This is a genomic window from Buttiauxella massiliensis (assembly GCF_902500225.1).
In the GTDB taxonomy this organism is placed as follows: Bacteria; Pseudomonadota; Gammaproteobacteria; order Enterobacterales; family Enterobacteriaceae; genus Buttiauxella; species Buttiauxella massiliensis.
Window position 1 is genome coordinate 92,745 of the sequence record NZ_LR722656.1, and the last position, 21,159, is coordinate 113,903.

At 50.9% G+C, this 21,159-nt stretch carries 14 protein-coding genes; 9 read left to right on the forward strand and 5 right to left on the reverse strand.

Annotation, left to right across the window (positions count from 1 at the left end; all coding sequences use genetic code 11):
• Positions 1-33: 33 nt before the first annotated feature.
• Both ampD and ampE read left to right on the forward strand, forming a co-directional pair.
• Positions 34-597 carry a 1,6-anhydro-N-acetylmuramyl-L-alanine amidase AmpD gene (ampD, locus tag GC128_RS14810; protein ID WP_151994963.1) on the forward strand — a complete coding sequence of 188 codons (564 nt, stop codon included), beginning with the start codon at positions 34-36 and terminating at the stop codon, positions 595-597.
• A complete protein-coding gene (ampE, locus tag GC128_RS14815) occupies positions 594-1,448 on the forward strand; it encodes a beta-lactamase regulator AmpE (protein ID WP_151994964.1) in 855 nt (284 codons plus the stop codon). Before ampD ends, ampE begins: the two co-directional genes overlap by 4 nt.
• Positions 1,449-1,466: 18 nt before the next feature.
• Here the strand turns inward: ampE and GC128_RS14820 are convergent, their stop codons facing one another.
• From GC128_RS14820 to aroP, 3 genes are all read right to left on the reverse strand, one after another.
• Complete coding sequence (locus GC128_RS14820) at positions 1,467-2,423, reverse strand: glycoside hydrolase family 43 protein (protein ID WP_151994965.1); 957 nt, start codon at positions 2,421-2,423, stop codon at positions 1,467-1,469.
• A gap of 10 nt (positions 2,424-2,433) precedes the next feature.
• Positions 2,434-3,834, reverse strand: a complete 1,401-nt coding sequence (locus GC128_RS14825) for a glycoside-pentoside-hexuronide (GPH):cation symporter (protein ID WP_151994966.1) — start codon at positions 3,832-3,834, stop codon at positions 2,434-2,436.
• Positions 3,835-4,010: 176 nt separating this feature from the next.
• The gene (gene aroP / locus GC128_RS14830; RefSeq protein ID WP_134187047.1) at positions 4,011-5,372 is read right to left on the reverse strand and encodes an aromatic amino acid transporter AroP; all 1,362 of its coding nucleotides are present in this window, start codon (positions 5,370-5,372) and stop codon (positions 4,011-4,013) included.
• 548 nt (positions 5,373-5,920) lie between these two features.
• Between aroP and pdhR the strand changes: the two genes are divergently transcribed.
• The 4 genes from pdhR to lpdA all read left to right on the forward strand — a co-directional run bounded on the left by pdhR (position 5,921) and on the right by lpdA (position 13,026).
• Complete coding sequence (pdhR, locus tag GC128_RS14835; protein WP_151994967.1) at positions 5,921-6,685, forward strand: pyruvate dehydrogenase complex transcriptional repressor PdhR; 765 nt, start codon at positions 5,921-5,923, stop codon at positions 6,683-6,685.
• Between the two features lie 149 nt (positions 6,686-6,834).
• Entirely contained in the window at positions 6,835-9,498 is a 2,664-nt protein-coding gene (aceE, locus tag GC128_RS14840) for a pyruvate dehydrogenase (acetyl-transferring), homodimeric type (RefSeq protein ID WP_064516237.1), read from the forward strand.
• 15 nt (positions 9,499-9,513) lie between these two features.
• Positions 9,514-11,400, forward strand: coding sequence for a pyruvate dehydrogenase complex dihydrolipoyllysine-residue acetyltransferase (aceF, locus tag GC128_RS14845; RefSeq protein ID WP_151994968.1), 1,887 nt, complete (start codon positions 9,514-9,516; stop codon positions 11,398-11,400).
• A 201-nt stretch (positions 11,401-11,601) separates the two neighbouring features.
• The gene (gene lpdA / locus GC128_RS14855; protein WP_034460910.1) at positions 11,602-13,026 is read left to right on the forward strand and encodes a dihydrolipoyl dehydrogenase; all 1,425 of its coding nucleotides are present in this window, start codon (positions 11,602-11,604) and stop codon (positions 13,024-13,026) included.
• A gap of 49 nt (positions 13,027-13,075) precedes the next feature.
• Here lpdA and GC128_RS14860 read toward each other — a convergent pair whose 3' ends face one another.
• Together GC128_RS14860 and GC128_RS14865 are read right to left on the reverse strand one after the other, a co-directional pair.
• On the reverse strand, positions 13,076-13,924 hold the full coding sequence (locus GC128_RS14860; RefSeq protein ID WP_151994970.1) for a DUF2950 domain-containing protein: 849 nt from the start codon (positions 13,922-13,924) through the stop codon (positions 13,076-13,078).
• 12 nt (positions 13,925-13,936) lie between these two features.
• The gene (locus tag GC128_RS14865) at positions 13,937-15,661 is read right to left on the reverse strand and encodes a DUF3300 domain-containing protein (protein ID WP_151994971.1); all 1,725 of its coding nucleotides are present in this window, start codon (positions 15,659-15,661) and stop codon (positions 13,937-13,939) included.
• 204 nt (positions 15,662-15,865) lie between these two features.
• Between GC128_RS14865 and GC128_RS14870 the strand changes: the two genes are divergently transcribed.
• The 3 genes from GC128_RS14870 to acnB all read left to right on the forward strand — a co-directional run bounded on the left by GC128_RS14870 (position 15,866) and on the right by acnB (position 21,117).
• On the forward strand, positions 15,866-16,585 hold the full coding sequence (locus GC128_RS14870; protein ID WP_151994972.1) for a GntR family transcriptional regulator: 720 nt from the start codon (positions 15,866-15,868) through the stop codon (positions 16,583-16,585).
• 255 nt (positions 16,586-16,840) lie between these two features.
• Positions 16,841-18,271: a 6-phospho-beta-glucosidase gene (locus GC128_RS14875; RefSeq protein WP_151994973.1), complete on the forward strand. Its 1,431-nt coding sequence runs from the start codon at positions 16,841-16,843 to the stop codon at positions 18,269-18,271.
• A gap of 248 nt (positions 18,272-18,519) precedes the next feature.
• The gene (gene acnB / locus GC128_RS14880) at positions 18,520-21,117 is read left to right on the forward strand and encodes a bifunctional aconitate hydratase 2/2-methylisocitrate dehydratase (protein WP_151994974.1); all 2,598 of its coding nucleotides are present in this window, start codon (positions 18,520-18,522) and stop codon (positions 21,115-21,117) included.
• Positions 21,118-21,159: the final 42 nt, after the last annotated feature.

The window sequence follows — 21,159 nt, forward strand, 5'->3', positions numbered from 1 at the left end:
GCGACCTCAAGTACCACTCTAAGGAGACCGTGGATGCAGCTAAAAGACGGCTGGCTGGTGGGTGTTAAACATGTCCCATCCCCACATTTCGATTGCCGACCAGAGGATGAAACACCTTCCTTGTTGGTGGTGCACAACATCAGTTTACCGCCAGGCGAATTTGGTGGACCGTGGATTGATGCGTTGTTTACCGGAACACTTGATTCGCAAGCTCATCCGTACTTCGCGGGTATCGCACATTTACGAGTTTCAGCACATTGTCTTATTCGTCGTGATGGCGAAATCGTTCAATATGTAGCTTTTGATAAACGCGCCTGGCACGCAGGGGTTTCTTTGTATCAGGGGCGTGAACGCTGTAACGATTTTTCGATTGGTATTGAGTTGGAGGGGACAGATACGCTGCCCTATACTGATGAGCAATATCAACAGCTTGCTGCGATTACAGATGTGCTGGTGAACGTTTATCCGGCAATTGCTGACCATATGACGGGACATTGCGATATTGCACCGGAGCGTAAAACCGACCCAGGTCCTGCATTCGACTGGTCGCGTTTTCGCTACTTGGTAGAGGTAACGCCGAATAAGGAGATGGAATGACGCTGTTTACATTACTGCTGGTGATGATTTGGGAACGGTTATTTAAGCTGGGCGAACACTGGCAGCTAGATCACCGCCTTGAAGTGCTTTTCCGGCGAGTAAAAAACTTTTCGTTATTACGTACCATTCTGATGACCGCCCTATGTATGTTGGTGGTTTTCCTCTGTATTCGCGCGTTGCAAGGTTTATTCTTCAACGTACCGCTGCTCGTTTTCTGGATTGCACTCGGCGTGTTGTGTATTGGCGCAGGGCAGGTTCGACTGCATTACCATGCGTATTTGCAAGCAGTGAGCCATGGCGATAGTCACGCGCGAGATGCGATGGCGAGTGAACTGACGCTGATTCACGGTGTTCCACCCGATTGTGACGAGCGTGAGTATCTGAAAGAGCTGCAAAATGCGCTGTTGTGGATTAACTTTCGTTTTTATCTCGCACCGCTTTTCTGGTTTATCGTCGGCGGTGTTTGGGGGCCGGTAACACTTGCGGGTTACGCTTTTTTGCGTGCGTGGCAGACGTGGCTTGCGCGCCATCATTCTCCGCAAGAGCGTTTGCATTCCGGTATTGATACCATTTTACATGTGCTGGATTGGGTGCCTGTGCGTCTGTTTGGTGTGGCATATGCACTACTGGGACATGGAGAAAGGGCGCTTCCTGCGTGGTTTGCGTCGTTAGCCGATCGCCATACTTCGCAGTATCAGGTATTGACCAGGCTGGCTCAGTATTCGCTAGCCCGAGAGCCACATCTCGATAAAATCAAAACGCCGAAGGCGGCGGTTTCGATGGCGAAGAAAACATCATTAGTTGTTTTAGTCGTTGTCGCGTTGCTGACTATTTACGGCACTCTGGTTTAAGCCAGAGCGCCGCATAAGTTAGCGATTATCAGCAGGCGGTATGCCAAACACTGGCATACCGTTTTCATCCCATTCGAGTGTTTTCAGGCGCGTATGGCGATTCGGGTCATACAGCGGGTCACCTTCGATTTCCGTGTAGTTCCGCGCGTGATACACCAGCACATCTTTCCCATCTTTAGTTTTGGTAAAACTGTTGTGCCCCGGCCCAAACTGCTTGTTCTCGTAGCTGGTGGCAAACACAGGCTGTGGTGATTTATGCCAGTTAGCAGGGTTAGTTGGGTCAGCATGCAGGTCGATCCACAACAAGCCGATGCAGTAGTTTTCATCGGTGGCGCTGGCGGAATAGCTGACAAACAGCTTATCGCCGTGAACCACGACCGCTGGCCCTTCGTTAACCAGAAAACCTCTGCATTCCCAATCCAGTTCGGGCTTACTCAACATCACAGGTGTGCCTTTGATGGCCCAGGGTGTTTCCAGCTCGGCAAGATAGATATTGGAGTTACCTGCAATATCAGGATCTTTCTGCGCCCATAAATACCATTGCTTGCCCTGATGCTTAAAGGTGGTGGCATCAAGACAGAAGCTGTCGAATTGCGTTTTTACCTGGCCTTTTTCAACCCATTTCCCGGTGAGCGGGTCTGCATCCGCACACTCCAGTGCAAACATGCGGTGCTGGAACATATTTAACTGATCCAGTGCCTGTGTGTGGGTGGCAGCGAAATAGATGTACCACTTACCGTCGATATGATGCAGCTCTGGTGCCCAGATAAGCTCGCTCATTGGGCCATGATTGGGTTTGCGCCATACTACGGTAGGTTGCGCTTCTGGCAGCTCGCTTATTGTGTCCGCGCGGCGGATCTCCAGCCTGTCGTACTCTGGTACTGACGCAATAAAGTAGTAGCAATCTTCATGTAGCAAAATAAACGGATCGGCGCGCTGCTCAATAAATGGATTAGGCCATTGCTCCTGATTCATAGGGCTTTCCTTACAGTTTGGCTTCAACAGGTTTGCTGTCGTGGTATTCATTCAATTCCCGGTAGTTGATGCGGCGCTTTTCAAGGTCTGCCTGAATGCGCTGCATTAATTCACGGTCAACTTTCAACAAACGCACAACGCCTGCGGTAATCAGGTAGCCAACGCCAGGGATGATGGTAAACAGCATCACAATACCGTTAATTGACTCAGGGCTTTGCTGTTTGGCTCCGGCATCGTAGCCGTACCAGGAAAGCAGGAAACCAACCATTGCGCCTGCAATCGCAAGCCCCAACTTCAGAAAGAACAAGTTACCGGAGAAGCTGATGCCGGTGATGCGTTTACCTGTTTTCCACTCGCCGTAATCGTCAACGTCGGCCATCAGTGACCAGTGCAGCGGTGACGGGATTTGGTGCAGGATGTTAAGCAGGAAGTACATCACCACAATCAGCGTGGTGGCGTGCGGGTCGAGGAAGTAGAAACCGCAGGAGAAAATCGCCAGCACGATGTTAGTCCAGAAGAACACTTTCAGTTTGCAGATACGGTCGGTTAGCACTTTTGCCAACATGCTGCCGCCCATCATGCCAACCACGCCGAGGCTGATAAACAATGTGGCGAAACTGGTGCTTTGGCCCATCACCCAGGTGACGTAATACATGGTTGCCGCCATGCGGATGAAGCCAGGGCAGACGTTGCACAACGTCAGAAGCAGGATGCGCACCCACTGGTCGTTTTTCCACACATCTTTCAAATCTGCTTTTAAGTCGTCATTGCTTGGCACCGCCGGGCGAACACGTTCTCTGACTGTCGTGAAGCAGAACAGGAACATGAACATGCCGAGTACTGCCAGCACGCCCATTGCCATTTGGTAGCCTTTGGCTTTGTCGCCGCCGCCAAACCAGTCAACCATCGGCAGCAGGGAAAGCGAGAGAATCAACGTTGCGATGCCAACCATCACAAAGCGATACGACTGGCAGGCCACGCGCTCTTTTGGGTCGTTGGTAATCACGCTGCCCAATGAGCAATAAGGAATGTTGATTGCGGTGTAGGTTAATGAAAGCAGGAAGTAAGTGACGAAGGCATAGATAACTTTGCTGCTATAGGCCCAGTCCGGGGTGGTAAACATCAGGTAACTGAAGAAGGCAAACGGGGCCGCCATCCACAAAATCCATGGACGAAAACGCCCCCAGCGCGACTGAGTTCTGTCTGCAATCGCCCCCATAATAGGATCGGTTACCGCATCGATTACCCGGATGGAAAGTAGCATTACGCCGACTAACGCCGGGGCGAGCCCAAAGATATCGGTATAAAAATAGTTAACAAACAACATAATGGCGCCAAAGATAATGTTACATCCGGCGTCCCCCATTCCGTAGCCAATCTTTTCTTTCACAGATAATTTGCTGCTTTCCATAGAAAATGCTCCTGACCAGAATATGGACAAGAGTATTGAGCTATTGGAGAAAATTTGCGTGTCTGTAATCCGCCACAGAGATGGACAATACTGTCATTGTTAAGAATATGTGAAGCAGATAACAAAGCGCCCCGATAAGCGATGGCTCGTCGGAGCGCTTTGAGCAGAAGGGAGAGTTAAGCTTTAACGCTCTTCAGGTTCTTCTGTTTGATAAAATAACCGATACCGAGAACGACCACCCATACTGGAATCAGCCATACGGAGATAGCCATTCCTGGAGTTATCGCCATAATCACCAATACTGCCGCCATAAACAGCAGGCAGACGTAGTTACCCAATGGATAGAACAGGGCAGGGAAACGCGTTTTCACGCCCTGTTGTTGTTTAGCACGGCGGAACTTCATATGCGCCAGGCTAATCATCGCCCAGTTGATGACCAGTGCAGACACCACCAGTGCCATCAGCAGGCCAAAGGCTTCCGCTGGTGCCAGATAGTTGATCAGTACACACAGTGCGGTGAACAGCGCAGATACCAAAATGGTATTCACTGGAACGCCACGTTTATCAACTTTCTGCAGTGCTTTCGGTGCGTTGCCTTGTTGAGCCAGGCCAAACAGCATACGGCTGTTGCAGTAAACACAGCTGTTATAAACAGACAGCGCGGCGGTAAGAACCACAACGTTCAGTGCGTTAGCAACAAAGGTGTCACCCAGTTCGTGGAAGATAAGTACGAACGGGCTGGTATCAGCGGTAACGCGAGTCCATGGCATCAGAGACAACAGCACAGCCAGGGAACCCACATAGAAAATCAGAATACGGTAGATAACCTGGTTGGTTGCTTTCGGAATGCTAACCTGTGGGTTATCTGCTTCCGCAGCCGTAATCCCAACCAGCTCCAGACCGCCGAATGAGAACATGATAATCGCCATCATCATCACAAGCCCGGTCCAGCCGTGTGGCAGGAATCCACCTTGTTCCCATAAGTTGCGCACTGTCGCCTGTGGGCCTGCGTGATCGCTAAACAGCAACCATGCGCCAAACACGATCATAGCGACAACCGCGATGACTTTAATAATCGCGAACCAAAACTCCATCTCACCAAACACTTTTACATTAGTGAGGTTAACGGCATTGATGACGACGAAAAAGACTGCGGCAGATGCCCAGGTTGGGATCTCCGGATACCAGAACTGAATGTATTTACCCACTGCAGTAAGTTCTGCCATGGCAACGAGTACATACAGTACCCAGTAGTTCCAGCCAGAAGCAAAACCTGCGAATCCGCCCCAGTATTTGTAAGCAAAATGGCTAAATGAGCCCGCTACCGGCTCCTCAACGACCATTTCACCTAACTGGCGCATGATCAAGAAGGCAATAAAGCCTGCAATCGCGTAACCAAGAATAATCCCCGGCCCGGCAGATTGGATGACAGACGCACTGCCCAGAAACAGGCCTGTCCCAATAGCTCCACCTAGCGCGATGAGCTGGATATGGCGGTTTTTAAGGCCGCGTTTCAGCGTGTCGCCTTGTTCCATCATTTAACCTCGTGTGGTCATTTTCAGGGCGCTGGCCGCGCCTCTGTAAGTTTGTAATTCCGTAATGTGTAGTCTTTATTTTACGGTTTTTAATTCCAGTATTTTGCGCATTGGACTACCGCAGCGCAAAGAATAGTGGTAAGTGCCAGTGTTTGCACCTGCTTTCTATTATTGCCGTGACGAGTTGAATAAAAAGAAACCAGTTGTTCTTCCGCCCGAATTATTTATTCCGCCTGTTATTTATCCACGTTAAGCGAATTCGTTGAATTAATATTCATATTTTAAACTGATGAATCGGTTCAGATTGCAAGAAAAGGCACTTTTTGCTGTTTCGTAAACGTTAAATACGTCTGTGTGTGAGTAAATGTGACATTTGTGCAAAGTTACAGCTTTGAAACGTCATTTCTGTAATGTTGTTAAAATGTGCCTGGTTTAATGATTTCAATCAAAACCAATATGGACAGAAGGTGAATACTTTGTTACTTTAGCGTCAAGAATGTGAAATTGGTCATACCAATTGACTACAGGCTAATGGCAGATATAGGGAACACATGGCCTACAGCAAAATCCGCCAACCAAAACTATCCGATGTGATTGAGCAGCAGTTGGAGTTTCTCATCCTCGAGGGAACCTTGCGTCCCGGCGAAAAACTCCCACCAGAGCGCGAATTGGCAAAACAATTCGACGTTTCTCGTCCTTCACTACGCGAGGCCATTCAGCGTCTCGAAGCGAAAGGGCTCCTGCTTCGTCGTCAGGGCGGCGGTACTTTTGTCCAAAACAGTCTTTGGCAAAGTTTAAGCGACCCTCTGGTCGAACTGCTGTCTGACCATCCTGAATCCCAGTTTGATCTGCTTGAAACCCGCCACGCACTTGAGGGTATCGCTGCCTATTACGCTGCATTGCGTGGTACAGACGAAGACCTCAAACGTATTAGCGACTGCCATGTTGCCATTCAACAAGCGCAAGAGTCCGGCGACCTGGATGCAGAGTCCGATGCGGTTATGCAGTATCAAATAGCTGTAACCGAAGCTGCCCACAATGTGGTGCTACTACACTTGTTGCGCTGTATGTCACCAATGCTCGAACAAAACGTTCGTCAGAATTTTGAATTGCTCTATGCGCGCCGTGAAATGCTGGCGCAAGTGAGCAGCCATCGCGCCAGCATTTTTGCGGCGATTATGGCTCGTCAGCCGGAGCAGGCGCGCGAAGCGTCGCACCGTCACCTGGCATTTATCGAAGAAATATTGCTGGATCGCAGCCGCGAACAGAGTCGTCGAGAACGTTCTCTGCGGCGCTTACAGCAACGTAAGGAATGAGAGCCCGAAATTTCTGGTTCTTTTAAGCGCCACTATTTAGAGCGCGGCAACTAAACGCAGAACCTGTCTTATTGTGTTTTTCCAAGGAAAATACAATGGGACAGGTTCCAGATAATCAACGTATTAGACACAGATAAGGAATACCACCCATGTCAGAACGTTTCCCAAATGACGTGGATCCGATCGAAACTCGCGACTGGCAACAGGCGATCGAATCGGTCATCCGTGAAGAAGGTGTTGAGCGCGCACAGTACCTGATTGATCAGTTACTGAGCGAAGCCCGTAAAGGTGGAGTAAAAATCGCAGCAGGTTCTGCTGCCCGCCAGTACGTAAACTCCATCGCCGTTGAAGATGAACCGGAATACCCGGGGAATCTGGAGCTGGAACGCCGTATTCGTTCTGCTATCCGTTGGAACGCCATCATGACCGTCCTGCGTGCGTCTAAAAAAGACCTCGATCTGGGCGGCCATATGTCCTCTTTCCAGTCTTCTGCAACCGTGTATGACGTGTGTTTCAACCACTTCTTCCGCGCACGCAATGCGAAAGATGGCGGCGATCTGGTGTACTTCCAGGGCCACATCTCCCCAGGCGTTTACGCACGTGCTTTCCTTGAAGGCCGCCTGACTGAAGACCAGATGAACAATTTCCGTCAGGAAGTTCACGGTAATGGTTTGTCCTCTTATCCGCACCCGAAATTGATGCCTGAATTCTGGCAGTTCCCGACCGTATCTATGGGTCTGGGTCCAATCGGTGCAATCTATCAGGCTAAATTCCAGAAATACCTGGAACACCGTGGCCTGAAAGACACCTCCGCACAGCGCGTTTACGCGTTCCTGGGCGACGGCGAGATGGATGAGCCAGAATCTAAAGGTGCGATCACTATCGCAACCCGTGAAAAACTGGACAACCTGTGCTTCATCATCAACTGTAACTTGCAGCGTCTTGATGGCCCAGTAACCGGTAACGGCAAAATCATTAACGAACTGGAAGGTATCTTCGCGGGTGCTGGCTGGAACGTGATCAAAGTGATTTGGGGCTCTCGTTGGGACGAACTGCTGCGTAAAGATACCAGCGGTAAGCTGCTGCAGCTGATGGGCGAAACCGTTGACGGTGACTATCAGACCTTCAAATCCAAAAACGGCGCTTACGTTCGTGAGCACTTCTTCGGTCGTTATCCAGAAACTGCTGCACTGGTTAAAGATATGTCCGACGATGAGATTTGGGCACTGAACCGTGGCGGCCACGATCCGAAGAAAATCTACGCTGCACTGAGAAATGCACAAGAAACCAAAGGCAAAGCAACTGTCATCCTGGCGCATACCGTTAAAGGTTATGGCATGGGTGAAACTGCCGAAGGTAAAAACATCGCGCACCAGGTTAAGAAAATGAACATGGACGGCGTGCGTTATGTCCGCGACCGTTTCAATGTGCCAGTGACCGATGCTGAAATTGAAAAACTGCCGTACATCAAGTTCGAAGAAGGCAGCGAAGAGTACAAATATCTGCATGGTCAGCGCGAAAAACTGAACGGCTATCTGCCGACTCGTCTGCCAAAATTCACCGAGAAACTGGAACTGCCTACCCTGGCTGACTTCAGCTCTCTGTTAGAAGAGCAGAACAAAGAAATCTCCACCACTATCGCTTTCGTTCGTGCCCTGAACGTGATGCTGAAGAACCCGTCTATCAAAGACCGTCTGGTTCCAATCATTGCCGATGAAGCGCGTACTTTCGGTATGGAAGGTCTGTTCCGTCAGATTGGTATTTACAGCCCGAACGGCCAGCAGTACACCCCGCAGGACCGTGAGCAGGTTGCTTACTATAAAGAAGACGAGAAAGGTCAGATCCTGCAAGAAGGTATCAACGAGCTGGGCGCAGGTTCTTCCTGGCTGGCGGCGGCGACTTCTTACAGCACCAACGATCTGCCAATGATCCCGTTCTACATCTACTACTCCATGTTCGGTTTCCAACGTATTGGCGACCTGTGCTGGGCAGCGGGTGACCAACAGGCGCGTGGCTTCCTGGTCGGTGGTACTTCCGGTCGTACGACTCTGAACGGTGAAGGTTTGCAGCACGAAGATGGCCACAGCCATATTCAGTCTCTGACTATCCCTAACTGTATCTCTTACGATCCATCTTACGCTTACGAAGTTGCAGTCATCATGCATGACGGCCTGGTGCGTATGTACGGTGAAGCACAAGAGAACATTTACTACTACATCACCACGCTGAATGAAAACTACCACATGCCAGCCATGCCTGAAGGCGCGGAAGAAGGCATCCGTAAAGGTATCTACAAACTGGAAACAGTTGAAGGTAGCAAAGGTAAAGTTCAGCTGATGGGCTCGGGCTCTATCCTGCGTCACGTTCGTGAAGCAGCGCAGATACTCGCGAAAGACTACGGCGTTGGCTCTGATGTATTCAGCGTAACTTCCTTCACTGAACTGGCGCGTGATGGCCAGGATTGTGAGCGCTGGAACATGCTGCACCCAACTGCAGAACCACGTGTACCGTACGTTGCTCAGGTACTGAGCGATGCACCAGCCGTGGCATCTACTGACTATATGAAACTGTTCGCTGAGCAGATCCGTAACTTCATCCCGGCAAGCGATTACCGCGTACTGGGCACTGATGGCTTCGGTCGTTCAGACAGCCGCGAAAACCTGCGTCACCACTTCGAAGTGGACGCGTCTTACGTGGTTGTTGCAGCACTTGGCGAACTGGCTAAACGTGGCGAAATCGATAAGAAAGTGGTAGCTGACGCTATCATCAAATTCAACATCGATGCAGATAAAGTCAACCCGCGTCTGGCATAAGAGGTAAAGAATAAAATGGCTATCGAAATCAAAGTACCGGACATCGGTGCAGACGAAGTTGAAGTTACCGAAATCATGGTGAAAGTGGGCGACAAGGTTGAAGTTGACCAGTCCATCATCTCCGTGGAAGGTGACAAGGCTTCAATGGAAGTCCCCTCTCCGCAAGCAGGCGTGGTCAAAGAGATCAAAGTTGCGGTTGGTGACAAAGTTGAAACCGGCAAACTGGTTATGATTTTCGAATCCGCCGAAGGTGCAGCGCAAGCTGCCCCTGCTCAGGCAGAAGAGAAGAAAGAAGCAGCGCCAGCAGCAGCTCCGGCAGCCGCCGCAGCAGCAAAAGAAGTGAACGTGCCTGACATCGGCGGTGACGAAGTAGAAGTTACCGAGATTATGGTTAAAGTTGGCGACAAAGTAGAAGCAGAACAAAGTCTTATCACCGTTGAAGGTGACAAAGCTTCTATGGAAGTCCCGGCACCGTTCGCAGGCGTTGTAAAAGAAATCAAAATCAACACAGGCGACAAAGTGTCTACCGGTTCTCTGATTATGGTCTTCGAAGTAGCGGGCGCTGCGCCAGCTGCAACCGAAGCCAAAGCAGAAGCGGCTCCGGCAGCGGCACCAGCGGCATCTGGCTCGAAAGAAGTGAACGTGCCGGATATCGGCGGTGACGAAGTTGAAGTGACTGAAGTGATGGTTAAAGTGGGCGATAAAGTTGCCGCTGAACAATCACTGATCACCGTAGAAGGCGACAAAGCTTCTATGGAAGTCCCGGCTCCGTTCGCGGGTGTTGTTAAAGAAATCAAAATCAATACTGGCGACAAAGTGTCTACCGGTTCCCTGATTATGGTCTTTGAAGTGGAAGGTGCTGCACCAGCTCCTGCCGCTAAGCAAGAAGCAGCAGCTCCGGCTCCTGCGGCTACGGCGCAAAAACCAGCTGCGGCTCCTGCGAAAGCGGAAGGCAAAACTGAATTCGCTGAAAACGACGCATACGTTCATGCCACACCACTGATTCGCCGCCTGGCGCGTGAGTTCGGTGTGAACCTGGCGAAAGTGAAAGGGACAGGCCGTAAAGGTCGTATCCTGCGCGAAGACGTTCAGGCTTACGTGAAAGACGCGGTTAAGCGTGCAGAATCTGCACCAGCTGCGGCTACCGGCGGCGGTCTGCCTGGCATGCTGCCATGGCCGAAAGTTGATTTCAGCAAGTTCGGCGAAATCGAAGAAGTTGAACTGGGCCGTATCCAGAAAATCTCTGGTGCGAACCTGAGCCGTAACTGGGTGATGATCCCGCACGTTACGCACTTCGACAAAACTGATATCACCGATCTGGAAGCGTTCCGTAAGCAGCAGAACGACGAAGCTGCCAAGCGTAAGCTGGATGTGAAGTTCACGCCTGTCGTGTTCATCATGAAAGCGGTTGCTGCTGCTCTTGAGCAGATGCCACGCTTCAACAGTTCTCTGTCTGAAGACGGCCAGAAGCTGACGCTGAAGAAATACATCAACATCGGTGTGGCGGTTGATACGCCAAACGGTCTGGTTGTTCCGGTATTCAAAGATGTGAACAAGAAGAGCATCTCTGAGCTGTCCCGTGAACTGATGGCGATTTCTAAGAAAGCTCGCGATGGCAAGCTGACTGCTGGCGAAATGCAGGGCGGTTGCTTCACCATTTCAAGCCTGGGTGGTATCGGGACGACTCACTTCGCGCCAATCGTTAACGCGCCGGAAGTGGCCATCCTCGGTGTCTCCAAGTCTGCTATCGAGCCGGTCTGGAATGGTAAAGAGTTCACTCCGCGTCTGATGATGCCAATGTCTCTTTCCTTCGACCACCGCGTGATCGACGGTGCTGATGGTGCGCGCTTTATCACCATCATCAACAACACGCTGGCCGACATTCGCCGCCTGGTGATGTAAGCCAAAAAGCCGGCCTTGCGGTCGGCTTTTTTCTGATAATCTCGTGATGTAGTTCGAGATTATCTGATGCAAAGGACAATTCGTTTGCCGTTTGTTGTTTCAAAATTGTTAACAATTTTGTAAACTGCGTGCGGATAGAACGTCCCGGTGGCAATGGGCGTTAAAGACCAGGGACCGCCGGAAATAAATTAAGAGGTCATGATGAGTACTGAAATCAAAACTCAGGTCGTCGTACTTGGGGCAGGCCCGGCAGGTTATTCTGCTGCATTCCGTTGCGCTGATTTAGGTCTGGAGACCATCATTGTCGAGCGTTACAGCACCCTTGGTGGTGTTTGTCTGAACGTTGGCTGTATCCCTTCTAAAGCCTTGCTGCACGTTGCTAAAGTTATCGAAGAAGCAAAAGCTTTGGCTGAGCACGGCATCGTTTTCGGCGAGCCGAAAACTGACATCGACAAAATTCGTACCTGGAAAGAAAAGGTTATCAACCAGTTGACTGGTGGCCTGTCCGGTATGGCAAAAGGTCGTAAAGTTAAAGTGGTGACTGGCCTGGGTAAATTTACCGGCGCTAACACCCTGGTTGTTGAAGGTGAAAATGGTCCAACGACTATCACTTTTGATAACGCAATTATCGCGGCAGGTTCTCGTCCGATTCAGTTGCCATTCATTCCGCATGAAGATCCACGCGTATGGGATTCTACCGACGCACTGGAACTGAAAGCCGTACCAAAACGCATGCTGGTTATGGGTGGCGGTATCATCGGTCTGGAAATGGGTACTGTGTACCATGCGCTGGGTTCAGAGATTGACGTGGTTGAAATGTTCGACCAGGTTATCCCGGCTGCCGACAAAGACGTTGTTAAAGTCTTCACCAAGCGTATCAGCAAGCAGTTCAACCTGATGCTGGAAACCAAAGTGACTGCCGTTGAAGCCAAAGAAGATGGCATCTACGTCACCATGGAAGGCAAAAAAGCTCCTGCTGAACCACAGCGTTACGACGCGGTTCTGGTTGCTATCGGCCGCGTACCTAACGGTAAGCTGCTGGATGCGGGTGCTGCTGGCGTAGAAGTTGACGACCGTGGCTTCATCCGTACTGACAAGCAAATGCGCACTAACGTGCCGCACATCTACGCTATCGGCGATATCGTCGGCCAGCCAATGCTTGCTCACAAAGGTGTTCACGAAGGCCACGTTGCCGCTGAAGTTATCGCTGGCATGAAGCACTACTTCGACCCGAAAGTGATTCCTTCAATCGCGTACACCGAACCAGAAGTTGCATGGGTAGGTCTGACCGAGAAAGAAGCGAAAGAGAAAGGCATCAGCTACGAAACCGCCACCTTCCCGTGGGCTGCTTCTGGCCGTGCTATCGCTTCTGATTGCGCAGACGGTATGACCAAACTGATTTTCGACAAAGAAACTCACCGTGTTATCGGTGGTGCGATTGTCGGGACTAACGGCGGCGAGCTGTTGGGCGAAATCGGTCTGGCTATCGAAATGGGTTGTGACGCTGAAGACATCGCGCTTACCATCCACGCGCACCCGACTCTGCACGAGTCTGTTGGTCTGGCTGCTGAGATCTTCGAAGGTAGCATCACCGACCTGCCAAACCCGAAAGCGAAGAAGAAGTAATCGCCTGAAGGTAAAGAAAAAAGCGGCTTAGGCCGCTTTTTTTATTGGGTTATTGCTGCTCTTGCTGCCAGCTTTCATCTGGGTTGAACTGTGTTATCTCTTTCACTTTTTCATCCGTCTGCTCGCCCAAATCCTTCTGATACACCAGCCCCCGGTTATTCACCATAAAAGTGGTCACCCCCGTTTCGCCATATTCAACAGGCCAGGCGACTAACGCAAAGCCATCAGCCATTTTCCCGTCAGTGATATAGTTCTTTTCGCCCCCCGGAGCATGAGCCCCCTGTGCGGTCAGTATGCGGAAATGATAGCCGTGATAACCCATACCAGGTTGCTCAGGGCTGAAGCTTGGGCCGAGTGGGCTTGGCTCTTCACCGGGTGTCGCCGGCCAGTACAAGCCATCTTTCTTACCTTCGCTGCTGACAAATTTCTGTGCGTATTGTTGGTCGAGCTGATAGTAATCTTGCTGCGCCGCTACATAGGCATTTATCGCCTGAATTGCGGACAGTTCGTTAAGGCCGATGGTACGCGTGTGTATTTCATCTGCGGCGCGTTTCATATCGAAATGCCAGCCAGCTTCAGTTTTCACGATAGGGATCGGCAACTGCCAGTTTTCCTGCCCGACGTTCAAATGGGCCGTTTCACCTTTCTCCTCGATGTTATGACTCACTTTCCAGTCACGAACAAAACGGGCGACAGCTTCCGGGTCGGCTTTTTCATCCGGCAGATAGTGACGCCAGTTATCGCCCAGCACCTCGGTCAGCGCGGCTTCATCCTGGCTTATCACAGCATTGGCAAACGAGTTGGCCGCAAGCTCAGGCGTGGTGAATTGCTGTTGGGCCTGAACAAAAGCAGGCAGCATAAGCATTACTAATGCACTTAACTTCATACGATTTTTCATGATGCCTCCTTATTAACGGCGATGAATTTCACGACTACCCGAGCTACGTTCTCTGGACCCGCTACGTTGTTCGCGGTTTGCCGATGATCGATTCAAACTTTGCTGCCCACGCAGGTTTTGCGCCTGCCAGGAAGGAGAGCGGCTGTCATTCCCGCTAAACGCGTTCGGGCGTGATGCCGCGCGCTGTGTCTGGCCGAGATTGTTGCTGCTGCGGTGTTGTTGAGCCGTTTCGCGACGCTGTTGCTGCTGCTGCGACGTCTGGCGCTGCTCTTGCGCTTTCACATTGTCGCGACGCTGCTGCTGTTGCGCTGTTGGGTTATTCAACTGAGTTTTAGCGGTGTCCCGGCGTTGTTGTTGAGTGGTGGATTGATTGAACTGTTGTTTTGCTGCATTGCGGCGAGAATCCGTATTTTGCGAATCATAACCGCGGTAGTTGTTGCGTTGGGCTATCTGGTTCAATTGTTGCGATGAAGCCTTACGTTGCGCATCGCGGGAAGCCAACTGCGGAGCTGCCGCATCAATTCTGCCTTTGTTTTGCTGTAACTGTGTGGCTGCGGCTTGCCGCTGGGCATCACGGTTAACGGGCGCGCTTCTTTGCGTAGCACTTAAACCGCCTGCGACGTTGGTCTGATGGTAGCGCTGGGCAACGTTGCTGTTGTTATACGGAACGCCATTGCGATAAGTCGGGTTGTGCTGCCAGCCCACATTACGACCTTGTAGGTTTTGCCCGGAAATTCGGTTGAATTTATTGACGTCAATGTTGATGTTATTGTCGCCGTTGCGCTCATACCCGCCGCCACCATGGTAATCATGGTGATAATCGTCATCATCCCAGTCCAGGTTACTAAACAGAGCGTAAGTAGTCGCAATACCCAGGCTGAATCCCAGACCATTGACAAAACTGTTGCCGAACTGTTCTCCCGGAGGGGGCGGAAGATAGGTCGGTGGATACGCGGTGTTCGGCCAGGTACCGTATACCGTCGATGGGTTATAGCTCGGAACATAAACCACTTGTGGATCGGTCGGCTCGATTTTTATCACTGTTTCTGCTGGTGCTGCTGCTACGGTTTTGGATGAAGATGAGCTGCTACCGGCAGGCGCGGCCACCGTCGTATTTTGGTTAACCGTGACTGGCGCAGTAGTGACTGTTTGCTGTGGAGTGGTTTTCAATGAGCCAGTTTGTTGTGCCAGCAAACGTAATTTCTGCACTGAATCCATCACATCTTTAGGTTGCGCTAAAAATGCATCCCCCAGATTTTGCACCCATTCCGGGTTTTCACCCATCAGAGCTAATAGCGGCGGGAAGGCCACGAGAGATTTTACACTCGGGTCCCACGGCTGGTTGGCGACAGCCTGGATGGCGGTGTCACCTTGTTGCTTCGGATTATCACGTGACCATTGCACCGCCTGCACTACGTTTGCGGGATACGTCGACGCCATCAAGACTTGTGATAAAAGTTGATCAGGATAGAGCGCAATCGGTGCAACCCATTGGTCGAGCTGCGCCGTAGTGTAAGTTGGTGGTGCGACTGATGCGGTAGTTGCCGCAGGCGCTGGTGTCGCAGTCGGAGCTGGAGCAGTTGGCGTTACTGGGGCTGCTGGAACTGGTTGTACAGTCTGAGCCGCAGGAGTCGGTTCACTCGTCGTCTGGCTTTTTACATACAGAACACCAGACGCCGCTAGAATTCCGGCACTGCAAATAATGGCAAGAATATGAGGCTTGAATGGCAACTTCATTTAACTTCTCCTGGTATTCAGAAGTAGAGAGCTGTGCCGGGAAGTGGCAATTCTGGCGAGTATAGATAGCTGATAGTTTAATTTTTGACTTAAACGGTGATTCTTGCCGGGAATCTTGTCCGAAATCGTGAAATATTATTTCGAGTTGCGCAGAAGGCGCATTGGGAAAGTGATGTTCCCTGGAGTAGGTCTGGAGGTTCAAAAGTGGTTTACAAAGATGTGGTTAACTTACTAAAAAACAGAATTAGCAGTCCGACATACAGCATTGGCGATATTCTCCCTTCTGAAAAGGAGCTGGCGGAGTCCTTTAATGTTTCGCGAAATACATTGAGAAAGGCGCTAAAAGTCCTCGAACAGGAAGAGCTGGTTGAGCGCAGACATGGCTCCGGAACTTATCTGCGCAACAAGCATTTCCAGGCGTTCGTCACCCATCTCGATAGCTTTACGGAAATCGCCCGCAGCGAAGGGAAAAAACCGACTAGTCAGGTGCTGAGATTTGAGTTGCTGGAAGCATCAGAGGAAATCGCCACTCGCTTGCAGCTAGCAGTGGGTGAACCGGTCTATTACTCCAAGCGTTTACGCCACATTGATGATGTGCCGATGCAACTTGAGGAAACCTGGCTTTCCGTTAATCGCTTCCCCGATCTGACGGTAAACCACATGAAGAAATCAAAATTTTCCTACATTGAAGACGAATGTAACGTCATTATTCAGGGCTGCTACGAGTCGTTTCAACCCGTTCTGCCTTCCCCTGACATCGCCAAAATGCTGCATATCAGCGTCCGTGATCCCATTATTAAAATGGAGACGCAATCTATTGATGAGAGTAATAACCCCATCGATTATTCGATTCTCTATACCAATGTATTCGAGTTCCAGGTTAAATATTTCTTACCTCGTCGCATGAGTCAGCCAGAAAAATAATCCCCTCCAGGGGCGTTAATAGCGATCATCGATCACACTTCCTGGTAAAAAAGTTGTTCAGAAATCCCATAATAAATGCACCTCTTGGCAAGATGATCTGAGCGCAGGCTCAGAACCCCCGTGATTAGGCTCTTTTAAGAGGTGCAAAAGTGGTTTAAGGCCCCGCGGGCTGAGGTTTGCTAATTGAACGGGTGGTTCATAAGATTGATTTCATCATCATCTTCACACTCGTGCGTTCTCATTGAGGGAAAGAATATGTCCGGATTTAAAGATGGATTTCTGTGGGGCGGTGCGGTTGCAGCTCATCAACTGGAAGGTGGCTGGAAAGAGGGCGGGAAGGGGATAAGCGTTGCTGATGTCATGACTGCTGGCGCTCACGGTGTGCCACGCGAAATTACCGACGGCGTGCTGCCGGGCAAAAATTACCCTAACCACGACGCGATAGATTTCTACCACCGCTATAAAGACGATATTCAGCTGTTTGCCGAGATGGGCTTTAAATGTTTCCGCACCTCGATTGCCTGGACGCGTATCTTCCCGCTTGGTGATGAGTTGGAGCCTAATGAAGCAGGTCTGCGATTTTATGATGATTTGTTCGATGAGTGCCTGAAGCACGGTATCGAACCGGTGATTACCCTTTCGCATTTCGAGATGCCTTATCACTTAGTGACCGAATACGGCGGCTGGCGTAACCGTAAGCTTATAGACTTCTTCGTGCGTTTTGCCAAAGTGGTATTCACTCGTTACCAGCACAAAGTGAAGTACTGGATGACCTTTAACGAGATCAACAACCAGGCTAACTTCCACGAAGACTTTGCACCGTTTACCAACTCTGGCCTGAAGTATGAACCGGGCGAAGATCGTGAGCCGGTGATGTTCCAGGCCGCGCACTACGAGCTGGTCGCCAGCGCGCTGGCCGTGAAAGCAGCGCGTGAGATCAATCCCAATATGCTGGTTGGCTGCATGATCGCCATGTGCCCAATCTACCCATTGAGCTGTGCGCCTAACGATATGATGATGGCGATGAACGCCATGCACCGTCGTTACTGGTTTACTGACGTTCACGTGCGCGGCACGTATCCTAAACATCTGCTCAATTATTTTGAACGCCGTGGTTTCGAGCTGGATATCACCGATGAAGACCTCGCAGATCTGAAACAGGGCTGCGTCGATTACATTGGTTTCAGCTACTACATGTCGTTTGCCACCAAAGCCACCGACGACAACCCGCAGCTGGATTACGACGAATCCAAAAGCCTGGTTTCAAATCCGCACGTTAAAAAATCAGACTGGGGTTGGCAGATTGATCCGGTAGGGCTTCGCTACTCACTGAACTGGTTCTGGGATCATTATCAACTGCCGTTGTTTATCGTTGAAAATGGCTTTGGAGCGATTGATGTTCAGGGAAGCGATGGCGTGGTGGATGATCAGTACCGCATCGACTATATGTCTGCTCATATCGCCGAGATGAAAAAAGCGGTAGTTGAGGACGGCGTTGACCTTATGGGTTACACCCCGTGGGGATGTATCGACCTGGTTTCTGCAGGAACCGGTGAGATGAAAAAGCGTTATGGCTTGATCTACGTGGATAAAGATAACGAAGGTAACGGAACGCTTGAGCGCAGCCGCAAGAAATCTTTCGCCTGGTATCAGCAGGTGATTAAGACTAACGGCGAACAACTGTAACTCTTCTTATTTATTCTGTGTAAATGGTGGATGACGCTGCTTATCCACCTTACAAAACCCTCTCATTTTGCCCTTAACGATTCAGCAAGTATTTAATGTTGCTTTTTTGTAAACACATTCACCCCCCCTGAAAATCCTGCTATGCTGCCCGTCGCGGTACCGGGCATTTACCCTACAAACTGCTGTCTCACAGGAGCGTGAAGAGAATAGCCGGAACCGAAATGACAATGAGAGCGAGGAGAACCGTCGTGCTAGAAGAATACCGTAAGCACGTAGCCGAACGTGCTGCAGATGGGATTGTTCCAAAACCTTTAGAAGCATCCCAAATGGCCGCACTGGTCGAGCTGCTGAAATCCCCGCCAGCGGGTGAAGAACAATTCCTTTTAGATCTTATTACCAATCGTGTTCCGCCAGGCGTTGATGAAGCCGCCTACGTTAAAGCCGGTTTCCTGGCTGCTATCACCAAAGGTGAAGCCACTTCTCCGTTAATCTCCCCTGAGAAAGCTGTAGAACTGCTTGGCACTATGCAAGGCGGCTACAACATTCATCCGCTGATTGACGCGCTGGATAACGAAAAGCTGGCCGCGATTGCGGGCAAAGCGCTGTCTCACACGCTGCTGATGTTCGATAACTTCTACGACGTAGAAGAGAAAGCTAAAGCGGGTAACGTTCACGCGCAAAAAGTGCTGAAATCGTGGGCTGATGCCGAGTGGTTCCTGTCTCGTCCAAAACTGGCTGAGAAAATCACTGTTACCGTATTTAAAGTCACCGGCGAAACGAATACCGATGACTTGTCTCCAGCTCCAGATGCCTGGTCACGCCCGGATATCCCTCTGCACGCATTAGCGATGCTGAAAAACGCCCGCGAAGGTATCGAGCCGGATCAACCTGGTAGTGTTGGCCCAATCAAACAGATCGAAGCGCTGAACAAAAAAGGTTTCCCTCTGGCTTATGTGGGCGACGTTGTTGGTACCGGTTCTTCGCGTAAATCTGCGACTAACTCCGTGCTGTGGTTCATGGGCGATGACATCCCGAACGTGCCGAACAAGCGCGGCGGCGGTGTGGTGCTTGGTGGCAAAATCGCGCCAATCTTCTTTAACACTATGGAAGATGCCGGTGCGCTGCCAATCGAAGTTGACGTAAACGACCTGAATATGGGCGATGTTATTGACATCTATCCATACAAAGGCGAAGTGCGTAACCACGAAACCAACGAAGTTATCGCTAACTTTGAGCTGAAAACTGACGTGTTGCTGGACGAAGTCCGTGCTGGTGGCCGTATTCCGTTGATCATTGGTCGCGGTCTGACGACTAAAGCGCGTGAAGCGCTGGATTTGCCACGTAGCGAAGTGTTTGTTCAGGCTAAAGATGTAGTAGCCAGTACTCGCGGCTTCTCTCTGGCGCAGAAAATGGTTGGCCGCGCTTGTGGCGTGGAAGGCATTCGTCCTAACCAGTATTGCGAACCAAAAATGACTTCTGTTGGTTCTCAGGACACCACCGGTCCAATGACCCGTGATGAGCTGAAAGACCTCGCATGCCTGGGCTTCTCAGCTGACCTGGTAATGCAGTCCTTCTGCCATACTGCGGCTTATCCAAAGCCGGTGGATGTTAATACTCACCATACACTGCCTGACTTCATTATGAACCGTGGCGGCGTCTCGCTGCGTCCAGGCGATGGTGTTATCCACTCGTGGCTGAACCGTATGCTGCTGCCGGATACCGTCGGGACTGGCGGTGACTCGCATACCCGTTTCCCAATTGGGATCTCCTTCCCTGCGGGTTCTGGCCTGGTGGCGTTTGCTGCGGCAACGGGTGTGATGCCACTGGATATGCCTGAGTCTGTTCTGGTGCGCTTTAAAGGTAAAATGCAGCCGGGTATTACTCTGCGCGACTTGGTTCATGCCATTCCGCTTTATGCGATTAAACAAGGCCTGCTGACTGTTGAGAAGAAAGGTAAGAAAAACATTTTCTCTGGCCGCATCCTTGAAATCGAAGGTCTGCCAACGCTGAAAGTAGAGCAAGCGTTTGAGCTGACCGATGCTTCCGCTGAGCGTTCAGCTGCTGGTTGCACCATCAAGTTGGATCGCGAGCCGATCGAAGAGTATCTGAGCTCTAACATTGTGCTCCTGAAGTGGATGATCGCAGAAGGTTACGGCGATCGTCGTACGCTTGAGCGCCGTATCCAGGGCATGGAAAAATGGCTGGCCGATCCTCAGTTACTCGAAGCCGATGCTGATGCGGAATACGCAGAGATCATCGAAATCGATCTGAATGACATCAAAGAGCCAATTCTTTGTGCGCCAAACGATCCTGATGACGCGCGTCTGCTGTCTGATGTCGCCGGCGAGAAAATCGATGAAGTATTTATCGGTTCTTGCATGACCAACATCGGCCACTTCCGTGCGGCGGGTAAACTGCTCGATAGCCACAAAGGCCAGTTGCCAACTCGCCTGTGGGTTGCGCCACCAACGCGTATGGATGCCGCTCAGTTGACTGAAGAAGGCTACTACAGCGTATTTGGTAAGAGCGGTGCGCGTATCGAAATCCCAGGCTGTTCACTGTGCATGGGTAACCAGGCGCGTGTGGCAGACGGTTCAACCGTGGTTTCAACGTCTACCCGTAACTTCCCTAACCGTTTAGGCACTGGTGCGAACGTGTTCCTGGCTTCCGCAGAACTGGCAGCAGTGGCATCACTGCTGGGCAAACTGCCAACGCCTGACGAGTACCAGACCTTTATGGCGCAGGTCGATAAGACGGCGGTTGATACTTACCGTTACCTGAACTTCGACAAACTTTCTCAGTACACCGAGAAAGCTGACGGCGTGATTTTCCAGACTGCGGTATAACATTTACCCAATCTGCGACAAGGGAGGCTTAGGCCTCCCTTT